General features: G+C 58.8%; 15 protein-coding genes. 10 read left to right on the forward strand and 5 right to left on the reverse strand.

Annotation, left to right across the window (positions count from 1 at the left end):
* The 3 genes from AB4Z20_RS05125 to AB4Z20_RS05135 all read right to left on the reverse strand — a co-directional run bounded on the left by AB4Z20_RS05125 (nucleotide 1) and on the right by AB4Z20_RS05135 (nucleotide 3377).
* On the reverse strand, nucleotides 1-741 hold the full coding sequence (locus tag AB4Z20_RS05125; protein ID WP_253473748.1) for an SDR family oxidoreductase: 741 nt from the start codon (nucleotides 739-741) through the stop codon (nucleotides 1-3).
* A complete protein-coding gene (locus AB4Z20_RS05130) occupies nucleotides 738-2120 on the reverse strand; it encodes an MFS transporter (protein WP_258690931.1) in 1383 nt (460 codons plus the stop codon). The genes AB4Z20_RS05125 and AB4Z20_RS05130 overlap by 4 nt, the downstream gene beginning before the upstream one ends.
* Before the next feature lie 318 nt (nucleotides 2121-2438).
* A complete protein-coding gene (locus AB4Z20_RS05135) occupies nucleotides 2439-3377 on the reverse strand; it encodes a LysR family transcriptional regulator (protein ID WP_214509284.1) in 939 nt (312 codons plus the stop codon).
* Nucleotides 3378-3490: 113 nt separating this feature from the next.
* On the opposite strand from AB4Z20_RS05135, the gene AB4Z20_RS05140 reads away from it, so the two are divergent.
* The 3 genes from AB4Z20_RS05140 to AB4Z20_RS05150 all read left to right on the forward strand — a co-directional run bounded on the left by AB4Z20_RS05140 (nucleotide 3491) and on the right by AB4Z20_RS05150 (nucleotide 6863).
* A complete protein-coding gene (locus AB4Z20_RS05140; RefSeq protein ID WP_442089460.1) occupies nucleotides 3491-4672 on the forward strand; it encodes a fumarylacetoacetate hydrolase family protein in 1182 nt (393 codons plus the stop codon).
* Nucleotides 4673-4721: 49 nt separating this feature from the next.
* A complete protein-coding gene (locus AB4Z20_RS05145) occupies nucleotides 4722-6506 on the forward strand; it encodes an IlvD/Edd family dehydratase (protein WP_442089461.1) in 1785 nt (594 codons plus the stop codon).
* Between the two features lie 138 nt (nucleotides 6507-6644).
* Nucleotides 6645-6863, forward strand: a complete 219-nt coding sequence (locus AB4Z20_RS05150) for a tautomerase family protein (RefSeq protein WP_003200762.1) — start codon at nucleotides 6645-6647, stop codon at nucleotides 6861-6863.
* Between the two features lie 91 nt (nucleotides 6864-6954).
* Here AB4Z20_RS05150 and AB4Z20_RS05155 read toward each other — a convergent pair whose 3' ends face one another.
* Complete coding sequence (locus AB4Z20_RS05155) at nucleotides 6955-7632, reverse strand: TetR/AcrR family transcriptional regulator (protein WP_253473738.1); 678 nt, start codon at nucleotides 7630-7632, stop codon at nucleotides 6955-6957.
* A 148-nt stretch (nucleotides 7633-7780) separates the two neighbouring features.
* Between AB4Z20_RS05155 and phlG the strand changes: the two genes are divergently transcribed.
* Nucleotides 7781-8662, forward strand: coding sequence for a 2,4-diacetylphloroglucinol hydrolase (gene phlG, locus AB4Z20_RS05160; protein WP_018600491.1), 882 nt, complete (start codon nucleotides 7781-7783; stop codon nucleotides 8660-8662).
* A 19-nt stretch (nucleotides 8663-8681) separates the two neighbouring features.
* Here phlG and AB4Z20_RS05165 read toward each other — a convergent pair whose 3' ends face one another.
* Nucleotides 8682-9308, reverse strand: a complete 627-nt coding sequence (locus tag AB4Z20_RS05165; protein WP_018600489.1) for a TetR/AcrR family transcriptional regulator — start codon at nucleotides 9306-9308, stop codon at nucleotides 8682-8684.
* A 419-nt stretch (nucleotides 9309-9727) separates the two neighbouring features.
* On the opposite strand from AB4Z20_RS05165, the gene AB4Z20_RS05170 reads away from it, so the two are divergent.
* The 6 genes from AB4Z20_RS05170 (at nucleotide 9728) to AB4Z20_RS05195 (ending at nucleotide 16016) form a co-directional block, all read left to right on the forward strand.
* The gene (locus AB4Z20_RS05170) at nucleotides 9728-10810 is read left to right on the forward strand and encodes a hydroxymethylglutaryl-CoA synthase (protein ID WP_253473736.1); all 1083 of its coding nucleotides are present in this window, start codon (nucleotides 9728-9730) and stop codon (nucleotides 10808-10810) included.
* 31 nt (nucleotides 10811-10841) lie between these two features.
* On the forward strand, nucleotides 10842-12038 hold the full coding sequence (locus AB4Z20_RS05175; RefSeq protein WP_057447984.1) for a thiolase family protein: 1197 nt from the start codon (nucleotides 10842-10844) through the stop codon (nucleotides 12036-12038).
* A 10-nt stretch (nucleotides 12039-12048) separates the two neighbouring features.
* Entirely contained in the window at nucleotides 12049-12489 is a 441-nt protein-coding gene (locus AB4Z20_RS05180; RefSeq protein WP_013693033.1) for a Zn-ribbon domain-containing OB-fold protein, read from the forward strand.
* Nucleotides 12490-12646: 157 nt separating this feature from the next.
* Nucleotides 12647-13696, forward strand: coding sequence for a type III polyketide synthase (locus AB4Z20_RS05185; RefSeq protein WP_253473732.1), 1050 nt, complete (start codon nucleotides 12647-12649; stop codon nucleotides 13694-13696).
* A gap of 131 nt (nucleotides 13697-13827) precedes the next feature.
* The gene (locus AB4Z20_RS05190; protein WP_253473730.1) at nucleotides 13828-15093 is read left to right on the forward strand and encodes an MFS transporter; all 1266 of its coding nucleotides are present in this window, start codon (nucleotides 13828-13830) and stop codon (nucleotides 15091-15093) included.
* Nucleotides 15090-16016, forward strand: coding sequence for a fumarylacetoacetate hydrolase (locus AB4Z20_RS05195; RefSeq protein WP_258690928.1), 927 nt, complete (start codon nucleotides 15090-15092; stop codon nucleotides 16014-16016). Before AB4Z20_RS05190 ends, AB4Z20_RS05195 begins: the two co-directional genes overlap by 4 nt.
* The last annotated feature ends 3 nt before the right edge of the window (nucleotides 16017-16019 follow it).

The following is a 16019-nucleotide window of genomic DNA, read 5'->3' on the forward strand; positions in this document are numbered from 1 at the left end:
TCAGATGCTCATGCCACCGTCGATGATGTGGATGGCACCCGTGGTGTAGGCGGACGCATCGCTGCCCAGGTACAACGCCAACTGCGCGATCTCTTCAGTGTGGCCGATGCGGCCCATGGGCTGGCGGTCGAGAAATTGCCGGTAGACCTGCGCCTCATCGACGCCCTGCTGCGCGGCCTGGTCAGCGATGCGCTGGCGCAACGAGGGTGAATCCACAGTGCCCGGGCAGATCGCGTTGCAGCGGATGCCCTGGCTGACGAAGTCGATGGCGACGGCCTTGGTCAGGCCCACGACTGCAGCCTTGCTGGTGGCATAGGCGAATCGATTGGGCACGCCCTTGACGCTGGAGGCCACCGACGACATGTTGATGATCGAACCGCCGCCACGGGCCAGCATGCCCGGCAGGAACGCCTGGATCATCCGGTACATGGCCGTGACATTGAGGTCCATCGAACGAGCCCAGGCAGCCTCGTCGCAGTCGAGGATGTTGCCGCTGTGCACAAAGCCTGCGCAGTTGAACAACACGTCGAGCCCACCGATGCGTTCACAGGCGGCGCTGATGGCAGCGGGCGACGTGACGTCGAGGGGCATGGCGGTGATCCCTTCGATCCCCGCCAGTGCCTGGATATCGATGTCAGTGGCGAACACCTCGGCACCGGCGCGGGCGAAGGCAATGGCGCTGGCCAAGCCAATGCCCTGCCCCGCTGCCGTCACCAGTACGCGCTTGTTTTGTAGGTTCATGCGGTCTCCAGTTGCGCTGCCGTAGTGGCGTGCTTGGGTGTCCTGCCGAGCATCGAGGCGGGAATGGCCAGGATCAGTCCACCGCTGACCAAAAGACACAAGGCCAGTACATAGGTGCCGTTGTTGATGTTGCCCGTGAGGGTTTCGGCCACGGCGGTAATCATCGAACCGGTGAAGCCCGACAGGTTGCCGATGGCATTGATCATGCCAATGCCGGCTGCGGCGGCGACGCCCGACAGCACGGTGCCCGGCAGGGTCCAGAAAATCGGCATCAGGCTGAGGATCCCTGAGGCGGAGACACTGAGGAAGAGCACGGACAACACCAGGTTGTCAGCGAAGAACGCACTGAGGATCAGCCCGGCGCCACCGATGAAGGCTGGAATGGCCGCGTGCAGACGCCGCTCACCGGTGCGGTTGGAATGCCGCGCGTTGAGCAGCATCGCCACGATGGCCACCGAGTAGGGAATGGCGGTCAGCAAACCGATGTGCAAGCTGTTGGTGATGCCGGTGCTCTTGATGATCGACGGCATCCAGAACGCCAGGCCATAGAAGCCGGTGTTGAAGGTCAGCAAGATCAACACCAGCAACCACACCCGAGGATTGAAGAACACCTCACTCAAGCGCGTGGCCTTGCCCTGGTTGTCGGTTTGCAGGTTGGCCTTGAGCAGGGCTTTTTCCGCGACAGACAGCCATTTGGCTTTGTCGATGTTGTCGGCCAGGCAGACGATCACCACGAACGCCATGATGATCGAAGGAATGCCTTCGATCAGCAACATCCATTGCCAGCCAGACAGGCCATGCACCCCTTGCATGCTGTTCATCAACCAACCGGAAAGTATCCCGCCCAGGGTCAGGCTGACCGGCAACGCCAGCAGGAACCCGGACATCACCCGGCTCTGCCGATGAGTCGGGAACCAGTAATTGAGGTACAGGATCACGCCGGGGAAAAAGCCCGCTTCACAGATGCCCAACAGAAAGCGCAGCACGTAGAACATGGTGCTCGATTCGACGTGGAACAAGCCCGCCAGCGGCACGGTGTAGGCCACGGCCATGGACACCACCGCCCAGGTCAGCATGATCCGGGCAATCCAGAACCGCGCGCCAAAGCGATGCAGCAACAGGTTGCTGGGGACTTCGAAGAGGAAATAGCCCCAGAAAAACATACTGGCGCCCAAGGCATACACGGTGTTGCTGAATTGCAGCTCGTTGAGCATGTCGAGCTTGGCGAACCCGATATTCACCCGATCGAGGTACGCCGCCATGTAGCACAACAGCAGGACCGGAAGGATGCGCCAGATGACCTTGCGGTAGGTCCGGTCTTCGAAATCCAATTCGCAGGCGGGAGCCTGCGCGGGCAACTGCTCGGAGATGGTTTGCATGAGGTAACCCCTGATTGTTTTTATTGGGTCACGTCGAATGAGCGAATCATCCGGCGATTGAACGAGGACTCTACTGTCGGGGAGCGATTCTTTCCCAATGGCATTTTTGGATTAGTTGATAACCACCTGTTATCGGATTCCAAGGGGCTACTGCGTAGCCCAGCGGGAGCAAGCTCCCTCGCCACGGGGATTGAAGCAAGCTGACCCACCGCTATCGCGAGCAAGCTCGCTCCCACACTGGATCTTCAGCAACTGCAGAATTCAGGTGAACCGCAGCCCCTAGTGGGAGCGAGCTTGCTCGCGATGGCGGCGGCACATTCAACCGCTCATGCGCGCGTTGTCCTTGAGGATCTCGGCGAACTCCAGCGCCGCGCCCACCAACGGCTCATCCTTGCGCGTGAGGATGCCGTAGTCCTGCGGCACCAGGTGCAACGGGGTATCGAGCGTCTTGAGCTGACCGCTTTCGAGCAGCGGATCGACCATCGCATTGGGCAGCATGCCAATCATGGGCCCGCGTTGCAGCACCTGGAGGAAGGTCTGCATGGAAATGGTGTCGATGGTGTTGCGCGGCATTCCCACCCCGGCCTCGGCGAACGCCAGCTCCATGCGTGCGCGAATCGGCGTGCCGACCGGATAGAGAATCCACGGCAAGTCCACCAGTTGCTGCAAGGAGACCGGGCCCGCGCCGGCCAACGGATGGCGATGGTTGACCACGATGCAGAACGGCTCCGGGGCCAACGGCTGGAAGTCATAGCGCTGCTGCTGGCTTTGATCGGTAAAACGGGCCACCGCCAGGTCGAGCGTCTTCTCTTCAAGCATCTCCATCAGGTGGTTACTGGTCTGCTCCACCACTTCAATCGACAGCAACGGCCAGCGCTGCTTGATCTGCAGGATCGCCTCGGGCAAAGCCACCGCAGTGGCGGCAAAGATCCCTCCGACCTTGAGAAAGCCGTGGCCTCCCTCGCGCAAGCTGCTGATTTGTTCGACGAACGAGCGTGCATCATTCAAGGCAATCTGTGCATACCGCAGTACGTGTTCGCCCAAAGCCGTAGGCGGCATGCTCCGAGGCAATCGCTCGAATAAAGCAAAGCCGAGCAGGCTTTCGATTTCCTTGAGCATCTTGCTGATCGCCGGCTGGCTGAGGTTCATCTGCTGCGCCGCCAGGTGCATGTTGCGGGTGCGCCCCAACGTGTCGATCAGCAGCAAGTGGCGGAATTTGAGCCAGCCACAGAAGCTGGAGAAGGACAGATCTGACATGGCGATTCCTCAGGCCGGTGATAACCCGACGTTATCAAATACTGAATATATCTCATTGGAGTTTATCGAGCGGCCACCCTAGCGTGAAGGCTTTACGAACAGGAAGACTTGCCATGTCGCTACTGCTTACTCCCGAGAACACCCTGCCCGTCGATGGCGTGGCCGGAACCCTGATTGGTCGTGCCTGGGTGCCAGGCCGAATCGCCGGGCCTTCGCCCATTGCGTTGCGCAGCGACGGTGTGTTCGATCTCTCGGATCGTTTTGCGACGTTGAGCGATCTGCTGGAAACCGAATCGCCGCTGGCCGCCGTGCGACAGACGCCCGGCACCTTCATCGCCAGTGTCGAAGCCCTGCTGGCCAACACCGGCCATGATGCCGACCCGAGCAAGCCGTCGCTGTTGCCGCCACTGGACTTGCAAGTGATCAAGGCCGCCGGCGTGACCTTCGCCGCCAGCATGATCGAGCGGGTGATCGAGGAACAGGCCGGCGGCGACGCGGCGAAGGCCGAAGCCGTGCGCGCCACCGTGCACAGCGTGATCGGCGACAATCTGCGCGCGATCGTGCCGGGCTCCGAGCAAGCCATGCGCCTGAAGGCCCTGCTCATCGAACAGGGCATGTGGTCGCAGTACCTGGAGGTCGGCATCGGCCCGGATGCGGAAATCTTCACCAAGGCACCGGTCCTGGCCGCCGTGGGCAGCGGCAGCCGCATCGGCATTCACCCCGGCTCGCAATGGAACAACCCGGAGCCCGAAGTGGTGCTGGCCGTGAACAGCCGGGGCCAGATCCTCGGCGCCAGCCTGGGCAACGACGTCAACCTGCGGGATTTCGAAGGCCGCAGCGCACTGTTGCTGAGCAAGGCCAAGGACAACAACGCCTCCTGCGCCATTGGGCCGTTCATTCGCCTGTTTGACGAACACTTCAGCCTGGATGACGTCCGCACCTGCGTGGTCGATCTTAAGGTACAGGGCGAAGACGGCTACCGCCTGCACGGTTCGAGTTCCATGAGCCAGATCAGCCGTGACCCGCAGGACCTGGCAGACCAGACGCTCAACGCCAATCACCAATACCCGGACGGGTTTGTACTGTTTCTCGGTACCCTGTTCGCCCCCACCGAAGACCGTGATCATGCCGGCAGTGGTTTCACCCACAAACGCGGGGACGTGGTCAGCATCAGCAGCCCGCTGCTCGGAAGCCTGCATAACCAGGTGACCCACAGCTGCGACGCCGCCCCCTGGACCTTTGGCGTCAGCGCCTTGCTGCGTAACCTTGGCGCCCGCGGGCTGCTGGAGCGCTAAAACGCCGCGACCGTGAACGATTCATCCAATTACAAGAGAGAAATGAATCATGAGTGACACGCCAAAACGCCGCCTGCGCAGCGAGCAATGGTTCAATGACCCTGCCCACGCGGACATGACCGCCCTGTATGTCGAACGCTACATGAACTACGGCATGACCCGCGAAGAGCTGCAATCGGGACGCCCGATCATCGGCATCGCCCAGACCGGCAGCGACCTGACGCCCTGCAACCGTCATCACCTGGAACTGGCACAACGGGTCAAGGCCGGCATCCGTGATGCCGGTGGCATCCCCATGGAATTCCCGGTGCACCCGATCGCTGAACAATCGCGGCGCCCCACTGCCGCGCTGGACCGCAACCTGGCCTACCTGGGGCTGGTGGAGATTCTTCATGGCTATCCATTGGATGGCGTGGTGCTCACCACCGGCTGCGACAAGACCACCCCGGCCTGCCTGATGGCGGCGGCAACCACCGACCTGCCGGCCATTGTCCTGTCCGGCGGGCCGATGCTCGACGGTCACCACAAGGGCGAACTGATTGGTTCCGGCACCGTACTCTGGCATGCGCGCAACCTGATGGCCGCCGGCGAGATCGATTACGAAGGCTTCATGGAAATGACCACCGCGGCATCGCCGTCGGTGGGGCACTGCAACACCATGGGCACCGCCTTGTCGATGAACGCCCTGGCCGAAGCCCTGGGCATGTCGTTGCCCGGTTGCGCGAGCATCCCGGCGCCCTATCGCGAGCGCGGGCAAATGGCTTATGCCACCGGCAAGCGCATCTGCGACCTGGTGCTGCAAGACATACGCCCCTCACAGATCATGACCCGCCAGGCCTTCGAGAACGCCGTCGCCGTCGCCTCGGCACTCGGCGCTTCGAGCAACTGCCCGCCGCACCTGATCGCCATCGCCCGACACATGGGCGTCGAACTGAGCCTGGACGACTGGCAACGGATTGGCGAGGACGTGCCGCTGCTGGTCAATTGCATGCCAGCGGGCAAGTACCTGGGTGAAGGGTTCCATCGGGCCGGCGGCGTACCAGCGGTCATGCACGAACTGCAAAAAGCCGGACGCCTGCACGAGGACTGCGCCACGGTCAGCGGCAAGACCATCGGCGAAATCGTCAGCAACAGCCTGACCAGCAACGCCGATGTGATCCATCCCTTCGACACCCCGCTCAAGCACCGCGCTGGTTTCATCGTGCTCAGCGGCAATTTCTTCGACAGCGCGATCATGAAGATGTCGGTGGTGGGCGAGGCGTTTCGCAAGACCTACCTGTCCGAGCCCGGCGCCGAGAACAGCTTTGAAGCCCGGGCCATCGTGTTCGAAGGACCGGAGGACTACCACGCCCGCATCGACGACCCGGCGCTGGACATCGACGAGCGCTGCATCCTGGTCATCCGTGGCGTTGGCACCGTGGGTTACCCCGGCAGCGCCGAAGTGGTGAACATGGCCCCGCCGGCGGCGTTGATCAAGCAAGGCATCGACTCCCTGCCCTGCCTCGGCGACGGTCGCCAGAGCGGCACCTCGGCGAGCCCATCGATCCTCAACATGTCCCCGGAAGCGGCCGTGGGTGGCGGCCTGGCGTTGCTGAAAACCAACGACCGGCTGAAAGTGGACCTCAATACCCGCACCGTGAACCTGCTGATCGACGACGCCGAGATGGCCCAGCGCCGACTCGAGTGGATACCGAATATCCCGCCGTCACAAACACCTTGGCAGGAACTGTACCGGCAACTGGTGGGACAGCTTTCCACGGGGGGCTGCCTGGAGCCGGCGACGTTGCATCTGCGCGTGATTGCTCGTAGTGGTGAGCCGCGTCATTCGCACTGAGTCCAGACGGACGATTGTTCACGTACGTTGAATGCTGATGCCAACCCAGAGGGATTTATTCCAAGGGCGCAAAGGAGAAAGATGCGCGCCAGGGGCCTTCGCCCTGCCGCATCTTTCTCACACCCACGGAGTCGATCCATGCCATTTGCCAACTACAAATTCCCCGAAGGGATCCTGGACCACGCTCGCAAAGAAGAGATCATCCATCGCACCACAGAAATGTTCGTCGAGTACTTCGGCGAGGGAGTCCGTCCGTTCACCATGGTGCTGGTCGAAGAGGTGGCAGACGGCGGATGGGGGCGCGCGGATGAAACGCTGACGCTGGCGAAGATGGGGCTGCCTGCCAAAGGACAATAGCGCCTGTGGAGCATCAACGACGCATCGCGCTCCCCGTTGGCTACTGTGACGGCACCCGTCGCCATCGGTAGCCCCCAATAACCATGGAGCGTCAGCTTGCAGCGTCGTGCGCAGTCGCCGCCACTGCCTGGAGCCCACCAAGGGCATAGCTCATCATGTGGTCGATCAAACCCTGCGGCTCGAGACTCAAGCCTTGCAGCACATGCCGCTTTAACGGCTGGTGGGCTATCAGCAGAAAAAGACAGGGGGCGAAGACGCTGATGGCGCTGCGCAAGGTTGTCGGGTGATCCGCTGGCAAGTTCATGATTTGCCCAAGCAAGCCACGCAGTATGTGCGCCTTGGGAAACGATTGTTCCTTGAGTACCACCTCGAACTCGGGAGAAGGCGAAAGCACTTCGCGCGTGAGCACTTTCAGCGCCCAGCCATCCGGATGGTCGTGCAGGCGCTCGACCAGCACGGTGATGAGGGCACGTAATTTGTCTTGCGGCGAGCCGGGCCGCTCGTTAAGCGAAACCAGAGTTTCCATCCGCACCAACCGGGCGTGGGCTTCGAGCAATACCGCACGGTACAGGCCCTCTTTGTTTACGAAGTGATAATTCACCGCCGCACTGTTGGCTTGCGAACGTTCGCAAATCTGCTTGCTGGTGGTGTTGGCCAACCCTTGTTCGGCAAACAACTCACCCGCCTTTTCCAGAATCTGCAGCCGCGTTGCCTGCCCATCGAGTCGCGAAGCACGAGGCAGGGAAGGCTTGCCAATGGCATTGTCCATGAGCTCATCTCTTTATAGTTCTAATTCAAATTTGACTTTTTATTTCAGCCTACCTATTTTGGTCCCGTCATTGTCCCTTTACAACACCGCGCGAGGACTTCGCAGCCGATGCTGCGGGCTTTTCACGCACTACCAAGGAAATACCGTCATGGAAGCGCGCGTAATGACACCTTTCACCTACTTCTCATTGCCAATGCAGAAGCAGTTCCTGGCCAATCAGCGGGCCATCCAAGGCAAACCCTACGCCGACTTTTTCCGCTCGAAGATCAGCGTGCCGCTCAGCGCCGTCGAAAAGATACAGCAAGGCCCCATGCCCTTGGCTGACACCTTGACGCCCAGCGTGGAAGACCTTAACCGCATGCTCGCCGCTGATTTCATTAGCGAAGAGGCCGGATACGCCCTGCTGCCTGGGCCGATGGCCTACGTGCAAAGTCGCAAGTTTTTCCCCAACTGCACCGCTGAAATGCTCAAGTGGTGGTTCATGTGGCATCCACTGGAGGCTGAACGCTACACCCTGTGGTTTCCTTATGCCCATGTGGAGAACCCCTGCGTTCATCACGAGCGCCTCCTGGACGATACCCTGAGCTTCGAGGAGCGCTTGTACGGCAATACCTTTTGCGCCTCCGAGTACGTCGGTGACCGCCTCATGCACCTGCACATTGATTTCAGGGACCCCTGCGAACTGGGCTTCTGTCCGGACCTGTATCGCGAATCCAAAATAGACGGCAGCGTCAGCGCCTTGATGAGCCTGGCCCACGAGCCGCAAGTGCCGGTGTCGCTGATGGCGCACTTGTTCAAGGAATGTCCGGAGGGTTTGTACCTGACGAGCCGTTACTGGGTCGGCAGCCACCCTGCCATGCAGCGTTTTCCAGGCGCCGAGCGAGCCGCTCGGCTACTGGAAGAAAACGGCCTGGGAGAAGTGGAGCTGGAAACCCTGGCTTATGAATTTGCGGTGCATGACTTGTGTGAGTTCAACCACCTGGCCAGCATCCTGCCGAGCCTTCATGCACGATTCAGCGGCACGAAATAAGCGCATCCCCTCCCGATAATCAGGCTTCGGCGGCGTCTTGAACCGCCGCCGAAGTCGAGCGCATTGCCCCGTTCAGCAGAAGTGTCGTGAACTCATTGATATCTGCTTCCACCTCCAACTGCTCGGTCAACAGCCGGTACCAGCAAAACCCAAAGATCATGTCCAGGAGCAATTCACGCGACGTGTCCTTGGGCAACTCGCCCTGCTGAATAGCATTTTCCACCAGCTTGCGGGGCAACTCCCTACGTCGCTCCATGAATTCATCTTTCAGTTTGGGCAGCGTGCAGGGATCGAGTTGCGCCTCAGCGATGACACACCGAAAAGCCTCCCCGCAAATTGTTTCTCGCCAGACCTTCCAGAGATTGAGCAGCAAGAAATTGAGGTTCTCCTTGAAAGAGCCTTTATCAGGCTCCTTGCGAATCTGCTCGCTTTCACTCTCGTAGACCTCGGCGATCAAGGCTGCCTTGTTACCCCACCACCGGTAGATTGTCGGTTTGCTCGCGCCAGCGCGACGGGCCACCGCCTCGATGCTCAGCCCCGAGTAACCGCACTCCTTGAGGGTTTCTATGGCAGAAATGATGATCGCTTTGTGCGTGTGAGGGCTCCTCAATGAGCCAATGGAGCTCCGAGATGGTTTACGGGCCATAAATCAAAATCTCCAATATGGCGCTTGACAAAAGAGACTCAGGGTATAGGATTCTCTCGAAAAGCAATGAAACGGATCGTTTCGTTTTGTATGTTTATTTGATCTCAGCTTCTGCTTAGCAGGGGGTCTCTTGAGCGCTTATTACCTCTATATAGGGAGACATGAGAAGGAAAGTCATAAATTTTTAACGCTACCTTAACGATACGGTACGTTTCGTATCATACATAATGATTGTACGAAAACAAGCCTATTGTTCATAGGTTGACCGGTAGGTTCTGTCACTTGGACCTGCCGATTTATGAGGCATGGGACCGCCATTTATCACTTTGCGAGCACCAATAGATAGTTTCTAAATATTTCATGCACCTGTCACGGCTTTCTGCCAGCAGGTGAAAGAACGGAATCTGGAGGATGTACACATGAATAAAGTAGGAATTGTGAGCTATGGCGCGGGCATCCCGGTCTGCCGGCTCAAGGTGGACGACGTGATCCAGGTGTGGAAAAACACCGATTTGAGCTTGGTAAAGGGTCAACTGGGCGTTCTCGAAAGGGCTGTGCTGCAGCCTGATGAAGACGTCATTACCTTGGGTGTCCTCGCCGCCCAGCGCGCACTGGACAAAGCACCGCCTTGTTCCCTTGAAGCGCTTTATCTTGGCACCTGCACCAATCCATATGACTCCCGGGCCTCGGCCGCGATCATCCTGGAAATGCTTGGCTGCGGCTACGACGCCTTTTGCGCAGACGTACAGTTTGCCGGCAAATCAGGCACCAGCGCCCTTCAGATTGCATACGCCCTGGTAGCATCGGGCATGGTGGGCAACGCGTTGGCGGTGGGCGCCGATACGATCAACCGCAACACCGCCCCCGGTGATTTGACAGAGTCCTACGCCGGAGCAGGCGCCGCTGCCCTGCTGTTGGGTACCGAAAATGTGATCGCGCATTTTGACGCAAGTTTTTCTTGCGCGGCGGATGTCGCTGACAACATCAGGCCTCAAGGGGACCGCTATATCCGGTCGGGAATGGGGCTGGGCTCGGACAAGAACAGCATCGGCCTTGAAGACCAGACTCGCCGTGCTGCCTCGGGATTGATGGCCAAGATCCATGCGCAGGCCGGTGATTTCGATTATGTCGTCTTCCAACAGAACCTGGTGTCGACCCCCTACTCTCTCGGCAAGCACCTGGGATTCACGACGGCGCAAATCGAACCTGGCATCTATGCCCAGAGTGTCGGCGATGCCGGGGCAGCGAGCCCTTTGCTGGGCTTGGTCAGCGTCCTCGATCAAGCGCGTCCCGGCGAAAGAATCCTGGTGGTTTCCTACGGGTTTGGTGCGGGCAGCGATGCCATTGCCTTGACCGTCACCGATGCCATCGAAGCCTATCAAAAGACCAACGTTCCGCTGCGCACGCTGCTGGAGGATAAGTACTACGTGGATTACGGGACGTCGATCAAGTACGAGTTCAAATACTTGCGGCCCGACTATGCCCTGACGGCCTATCTCTGATTCCAATCCATCCAGCAAGGAGCACTTTTTTATGAGCGCACGACGCGTTGCTATCGTTTCGGCTGCCTATACCCCTAAGCCTGGCAGTTCCAGAGTTCGTCAGACTTTCAAGGAGATGATCGTCGAGTCCGCCTACCAAGCGCTCAACGCCATCAAGATGCATCCCCGCGAACTCCAGGCAGTTGCCTATGGCTACCACGGTGAAGGCATTTCTGAATACGGAGGCCTGGGCCCGACCATTTCCGATGCCCTGGGTATCAGCCCTGCCCCCACGTTCATGAGTACTGCCAACTGCACCAGCAGTTCGGTGTCTTTCCAGATGGCCCACCAAATGGTCGCCTCAGGTGAATACGACATCGTCCTGTGCGGCGGCTTCGAAAAAATGACCGACCACATCAACTACGCCGAGTACATTGGCTCCAGCACTGAATGTGAATACGATTATTTTCTCGGCATCTCACACACAGACGCCTTCGCCCTGGCGACCGCCGAGTATTTTGAAAAGTTCGGTTATGCAGGACGCGAAGCGGATGTATTGGCAACGTTTGGGCGGCAGATGCGTATCTATGCCCATAACACTCCCACGGCTACCCGCTATGGCGTGCCGATTCCGTCCCTCGAAGCGCTCAAGAGTAGCGAAGCGTGTGGCTCGATGTTGGCCTGGGGTGAAGCCAGCGGTTGCGCCATCCTGGTGGCCGAACACCTTGCGCACCGTTACACCACCCAACCGGTATTTATCCGTGGCTGCGCCTACACCGGCGTATCGCACTATTTCGGCACGCGCTATCACAACCCGACGCTGCAATTTCCGGGGCTGCCAAAAGATGTAGGCATGGCGGTTTCCGCCAACTCGATGGCCTGCGCCGAAATCGCCTACAAAAAAGCCGGCATCACTGCAAAGGATATCGATGTGGCGCAAGTCTACGACTTGCTGGGCGCCGGGTTGATTCAAATGGAGTCCATGGGCGTATGTGGTCCAGGCCAGGCAGGCGACTTCGTCTTGGAAGGCGGCATAGCCCTTGATGGGCAACTTCCCCTGAACACTGACGGCGGCAACATCGGACGCGGCCACGCCTCCGGTTGCGATGGGATTTTGCACATTACTGAATTGTTCCGACAGCTTCGCGGCGAGTCCAACAACCAAGTCAAAGGCGCCCGTATTGGCGTCTCGCAAAACCTGGGCGGTTACGCCGCGCACAACAGCGTCATTGTGCTTTCCAACGATTAAGGAGCCGACCATGTCCCTTTACCCTGAACAGATTCACCGCATGACCACCGCCAGCATGTTGCGCGAATGGCGCGAGCATGGCGGTAAATACCGTCTCGAAGGCAGCCGTTGCCAGGATTGCGAAGAAATTTTCTTCCCTCGGCGCACCGTCTGCGGCGCGTGCAATTCGTTGAATGTGGAACCGTATCGCTGCGCACGCACCGGCACGATCCAAGTCAGCGCTCATGCGGAGAATCCGATACTGGCAGCCATGGGTTATGGCGAAACCGTGCCTCGCTTCATGGCGATGGTGCGCCTGGATGATGGCCTGGTGATTGCCTCGGAAATCGTTGATGTCACCGATCCCCGGCAAGTCGTCAGCGGTGCGCCTGTGCGCATGGTTATTCGCAAACATGTCCGGGAAAGCAACTTGGCCTGGCAATATGCCTATAAGTTTGTCTTGGTGAAATAACCAACAAGACGTCCGCAACACCCCGCTCTTTCGATAACAACAGTCAAGTTTTTGGCCTCCCAGCCCGCTGCTTTGATTCTGTCTTTCAGAGTCCTGCTTTGCAGTCATTGCCTTAAATGTGCTTCTAACTTTATTGGCTTCTAGCCGAGGACTTGTCATGTCTACTCTTTGCAAACCCAGTCTGTTGTTTCCGCAACACAAGATCACCCAGCAACAAATGATCGAGCATCTAGAGCAGTTGCACGATGATCATCCACGAATGGCACTTGCCAAACGAATGATTCAAAACACACAGGTCAACGAACGGCATTTGGTCCTGCCTATCGATGAACTGGCGGTGCACACCGGCTTCACCCACCGCAGCATCGTTTATGAGCGCGAAGCCCGCCGCATGTCGTCCATCGCGGCGCGCCAAGCCATTGAGAATGCCGGGCTGACCACCGACGACATTCGCATGGTCGCGGTGACATCGTGCACCGGTTTCATGATGCCTTCACTGACGGCCCACCTGATCAATGACCTGGGCCTGCGAACGTCGACCGTGCAACTGCCCATCGCTCAATTGGGCTGCGTGGCAGGCGCTGCGGCGATCAACCGAGCCAATGATTTTGCCAGCCGGGCGCCGGACAACCATGTCCTCATCGTCTCCCTGGAGTTCTCGTCGCTCTGCTATCAACCCCAGGACACCAAGTTGCACGCGTTCATATCGGCGGCGTTGTTCGGCGATGCCGTATCGGCCTGCGTCATGCGCGCCGATGACAAGGCGCCTGGTTTCAAGATCGCCAAGACCGGTTCTTACTTCCTGCCTGATAGCGAGCACTACATCAAGTACGACGTTAAGGACAGTGGCTTTCACTTTACCCTGGACAAGGCCGTCATGAACTCCATTAAAGATGTCGCACCGATGATGGAGGAATTGAACTACGAGACCTTCAATCAACATTGCGCTCAAAATGACTTTTTCATCTTCCATACCGGCGGACGGAAAATTCTTGATGAACTGGTCCTGCAACTGGACCTGGATCCCGGTCGGGTCGCGCAGTCTCGCGACAGCTTGAGCGAAGCCGGGAACATCGCCAGCGTGGTGGTCTTCGATGTGCTCAAGCGCCAGTTTGACAGCGGGCTTGTCGATGGCGCGACTGGCATGCTGGCGGCCTTCGGCCCCGGTTTCACCGCTGAAATGGCCGTGGGCAAGTGGGTCGCCTGACAGACCGATAAAACACCGGCACCCAGCCAGGGGCACACCTGCCCCTGGTTGCTGGCGCATGGATCGCAGGCGTTCGCCTCGCTCGAGAGGGCTTCGAAAGCGCTAGGGAAAGAAGGGAAAGGAACATGGAGATGAAATATCTGGTCGCTCGACCTTGGGGCGGCTATGAAAGACGCATGATTACGCTTCTGTCGCTGAGCTTCGGGCTGGTAGGACTGGACAGGTTCATTATCATGCCGCTGTTCCCGGTGATCATGCGTGACTTGGCCCTGGACTATCAGGACTTGAGCATGTTGTCGGCCATCCTGGCATTTGCATGGGGAGGCTCTGCCCTGTTCATGGGCGCCGCCATCAGGGTACTGGGCCCCAAGAAGTTGCTGGTGCTGTCGATCACCCTGCTATCGCTCCTGGCCGGTGCGTCTGCATTGATCACCAGCCTGGTGGGCCTGGTGCTCTTGCGCGCCTTGATGGGCGTCTGCGAAGGAGCCTTCACTCCGGTCAGTATCATTGTCACCGATGAAGTCTCGCAGCCTTCCCGGCGCGGACTCAATCTAGGGATTCAACAGGCCTTGTTCCCCATCATCGGCCTGTGCCTCGGACCGCTGCTGGCGGGCGTCTTGCTGGAAATGTTCGGATCCTGGCGCGCCGTATTCGCCATCATTTCGTTACCCGGCCTGTTAGTGGCCTGGTACCTCTATAGAACCTACCAACCGACCCAGGCGCCCAGCACGGCGTCGATTGTCCACACCTCCAAAAGCCAGTGGAGGACGGCCCTGTCCAGCGGGAATGTGCGGCTCAATATTGCCTTGATGCTTTGCATACTGACGTGCCAGTTCGTTCTGTGCGCCCTGCTCCCTAGCTACCTGACAGACATTCTGCACCTGAGCAATTTCTCCATGGCCATGATCATTTCCGCAATTGGCCTGGGTGGTTTTTTTGGCCAACTGGTCATTCCCGGCTTGTCCGACCAACTGGGTCGCAAACCCGTGGTCTCCATCTGCTTCATGATCAGCGCGCTGTTGGTGGGTCTATTGATCATCAGCCCACCGTTGCCCTGGCTACTGTTCCTTCAATTATTTTTCTTGTCCTTTATCAACTTCAGCCTGATCTGCATGACGGTCGGTCCACTGACCAGCGAATCAGTACCGCCCAGTTTATTGGCCACCGCGACGGGCCTGGTGGTGGGCTGCGGAGAGATTCTTGGAGGGGGCGTCGCGCCTGTCGTCGCCGGCTACATCGCGATGACGTGGGGACTTACCGCGATTCTGTTCCTGGCACTGGCCGGAAGTATCACGGGGGGCTTGCTGTCCTTGCGGCTCAAAGAGGCAAACCCGGCTTTCAACGGACTCAAGGACTACGTCCCTCTGTCCGCACGCTTGACCCTGGAGGATAAATGATGACCCATTATGTGATGTTGCTGGACTCTCCAGTGCCGCGAGGAGGCCTCGGCGTATTTGACTTCAAGTCCGGGCAAAGCCGAGAGGTGCGTCCACCCCAGGGAAATCTCTATGAAGCCCTGACCCATTGCGCGGATCGGAATGTGGACTGGGAGTCCTATCTCAAGGACCTGCCGTCCACACCCTACCCGCTTACGCCTGCGGCGGTGAAATACCGACCGCCGCTCAAGCCCGATAACAACTTATTGGTCCAGATCAGCGAAATCACGCTCTGTACCGCCAAGACAGAACAAGCCTGGTATTACAAAGGTAACGGCCGACTGCTCAAGACCGACGGCGATCCTTTGCAGGTGCCTTATCATTCGCAAAGCATCAGTAGCGAGCCGTGCATTGTCTGCCTCTATTGGGTCGACCCGTTTGGCGCGCTGCGCTTCATTGGTTTTACCCTGGGCAACGATATTCACGATCATGTATTGCACAGTCGTGACGCCATTTCTTCAACGCATGCGCACTTGCGTACCTGTGCGGTTGCCCCGGCATTGATCGTGGGGGAATTGCAGGCTGACTTGGCCATCAATGTCCAGATAGAACGCGACGGCCAACCCTTGACGGCAAGTCACCACCGGATGAGTTTGCATCGCTGGCAGAGTTTGCGCCGATACTCAGAAGAGTTCCTGGAGAAACATGAGCAGTTTCTCGAGCCTGGGCTGGTTCATTACGTGTTTCACAGCTTGAGCCATCGCACCGCGAATGTGCCGCTCCAGCACGGTGACTGGCTCAGCATTGACTGCCCCGAGCTGGAATTGGCCATGAGCAATCAGATCGTCGAAGAGGAATTGGTTTCGCTGGTGCCCTTGCCGGCGCGACGCGCTCCCGACCATGGCTGTATCGACCGGCCCCTGCCCGTGCCGAAAAAATTCTGATCC

It is taken from the genome of Pseudomonas sp. KB_12, from assembly GCF_052114545.1.
Lineage (GTDB): Bacteria > Pseudomonadota > Gammaproteobacteria > Pseudomonadales > Pseudomonadaceae > Aquipseudomonas > Aquipseudomonas brassicacearum.

Bases quoted from the DNA above. Each gene is read 5' to 3' on its own strand.
- AB4Z20_RS05125 (WP_253473748.1), bottom strand. From the start codon at position 741: ATGAACCTACAAAACAAGCGCGTACTGGTGACGGCAGCGGGGCAGGGC.
- AB4Z20_RS05130 (WP_258690931.1), bottom strand. From the start codon at position 2,120: ATGCAAACCATCTCCGAGCAGTTGCCCGCGCAGGCTCCCGCCTGCGAA.
- AB4Z20_RS05135 (WP_214509284.1), bottom strand. From the start codon at position 3,377: ATGTCAGATCTGTCCTTCTCCAGCTTCTGTGGCTGGCTCAAATTCCGC.
- AB4Z20_RS05140 (WP_442089460.1), top strand. From the start codon at position 3,491: ATGTCGCTACTGCTTACTCCCGAGAACACCCTGCCCGTCGATGGCGTG.
- AB4Z20_RS05145 (WP_442089461.1), top strand. From the start codon at position 4,722: ATGAGTGACACGCCAAAACGCCGCCTGCGCAGCGAGCAATGGTTCAAT.
- AB4Z20_RS05150 (WP_003200762.1), top strand. From the start codon at position 6,645: ATGCCATTTGCCAACTACAAATTCCCCGAAGGGATCCTGGACCACGCT.
- AB4Z20_RS05155 (WP_253473738.1), bottom strand. From the start codon at position 7,632: ATGGACAATGCCATTGGCAAGCCTTCCCTGCCTCGTGCTTCGCGACTC.
- phlG (WP_018600491.1), top strand. From the start codon at position 7,781: ATGGAAGCGCGCGTAATGACACCTTTCACCTACTTCTCATTGCCAATG.
- AB4Z20_RS05165 (WP_018600489.1), bottom strand. From the start codon at position 9,308: ATGGCCCGTAAACCATCTCGGAGCTCCATTGGCTCATTGAGGAGCCCT.
- AB4Z20_RS05170 (WP_253473736.1), top strand. From the start codon at position 9,728: ATGAATAAAGTAGGAATTGTGAGCTATGGCGCGGGCATCCCGGTCTGC.
- AB4Z20_RS05175 (WP_057447984.1), top strand. From the start codon at position 10,842: ATGAGCGCACGACGCGTTGCTATCGTTTCGGCTGCCTATACCCCTAAG.
- AB4Z20_RS05180 (WP_013693033.1), top strand. From the start codon at position 12,049: ATGTCCCTTTACCCTGAACAGATTCACCGCATGACCACCGCCAGCATG.
- AB4Z20_RS05185 (WP_253473732.1), top strand. From the start codon at position 12,647: ATGTCTACTCTTTGCAAACCCAGTCTGTTGTTTCCGCAACACAAGATC.
- AB4Z20_RS05190 (WP_253473730.1), top strand. From the start codon at position 13,828: ATGAAATATCTGGTCGCTCGACCTTGGGGCGGCTATGAAAGACGCATG.
- AB4Z20_RS05195 (WP_258690928.1), top strand. From the start codon at position 15,090: ATGATGACCCATTATGTGATGTTGCTGGACTCTCCAGTGCCGCGAGGA.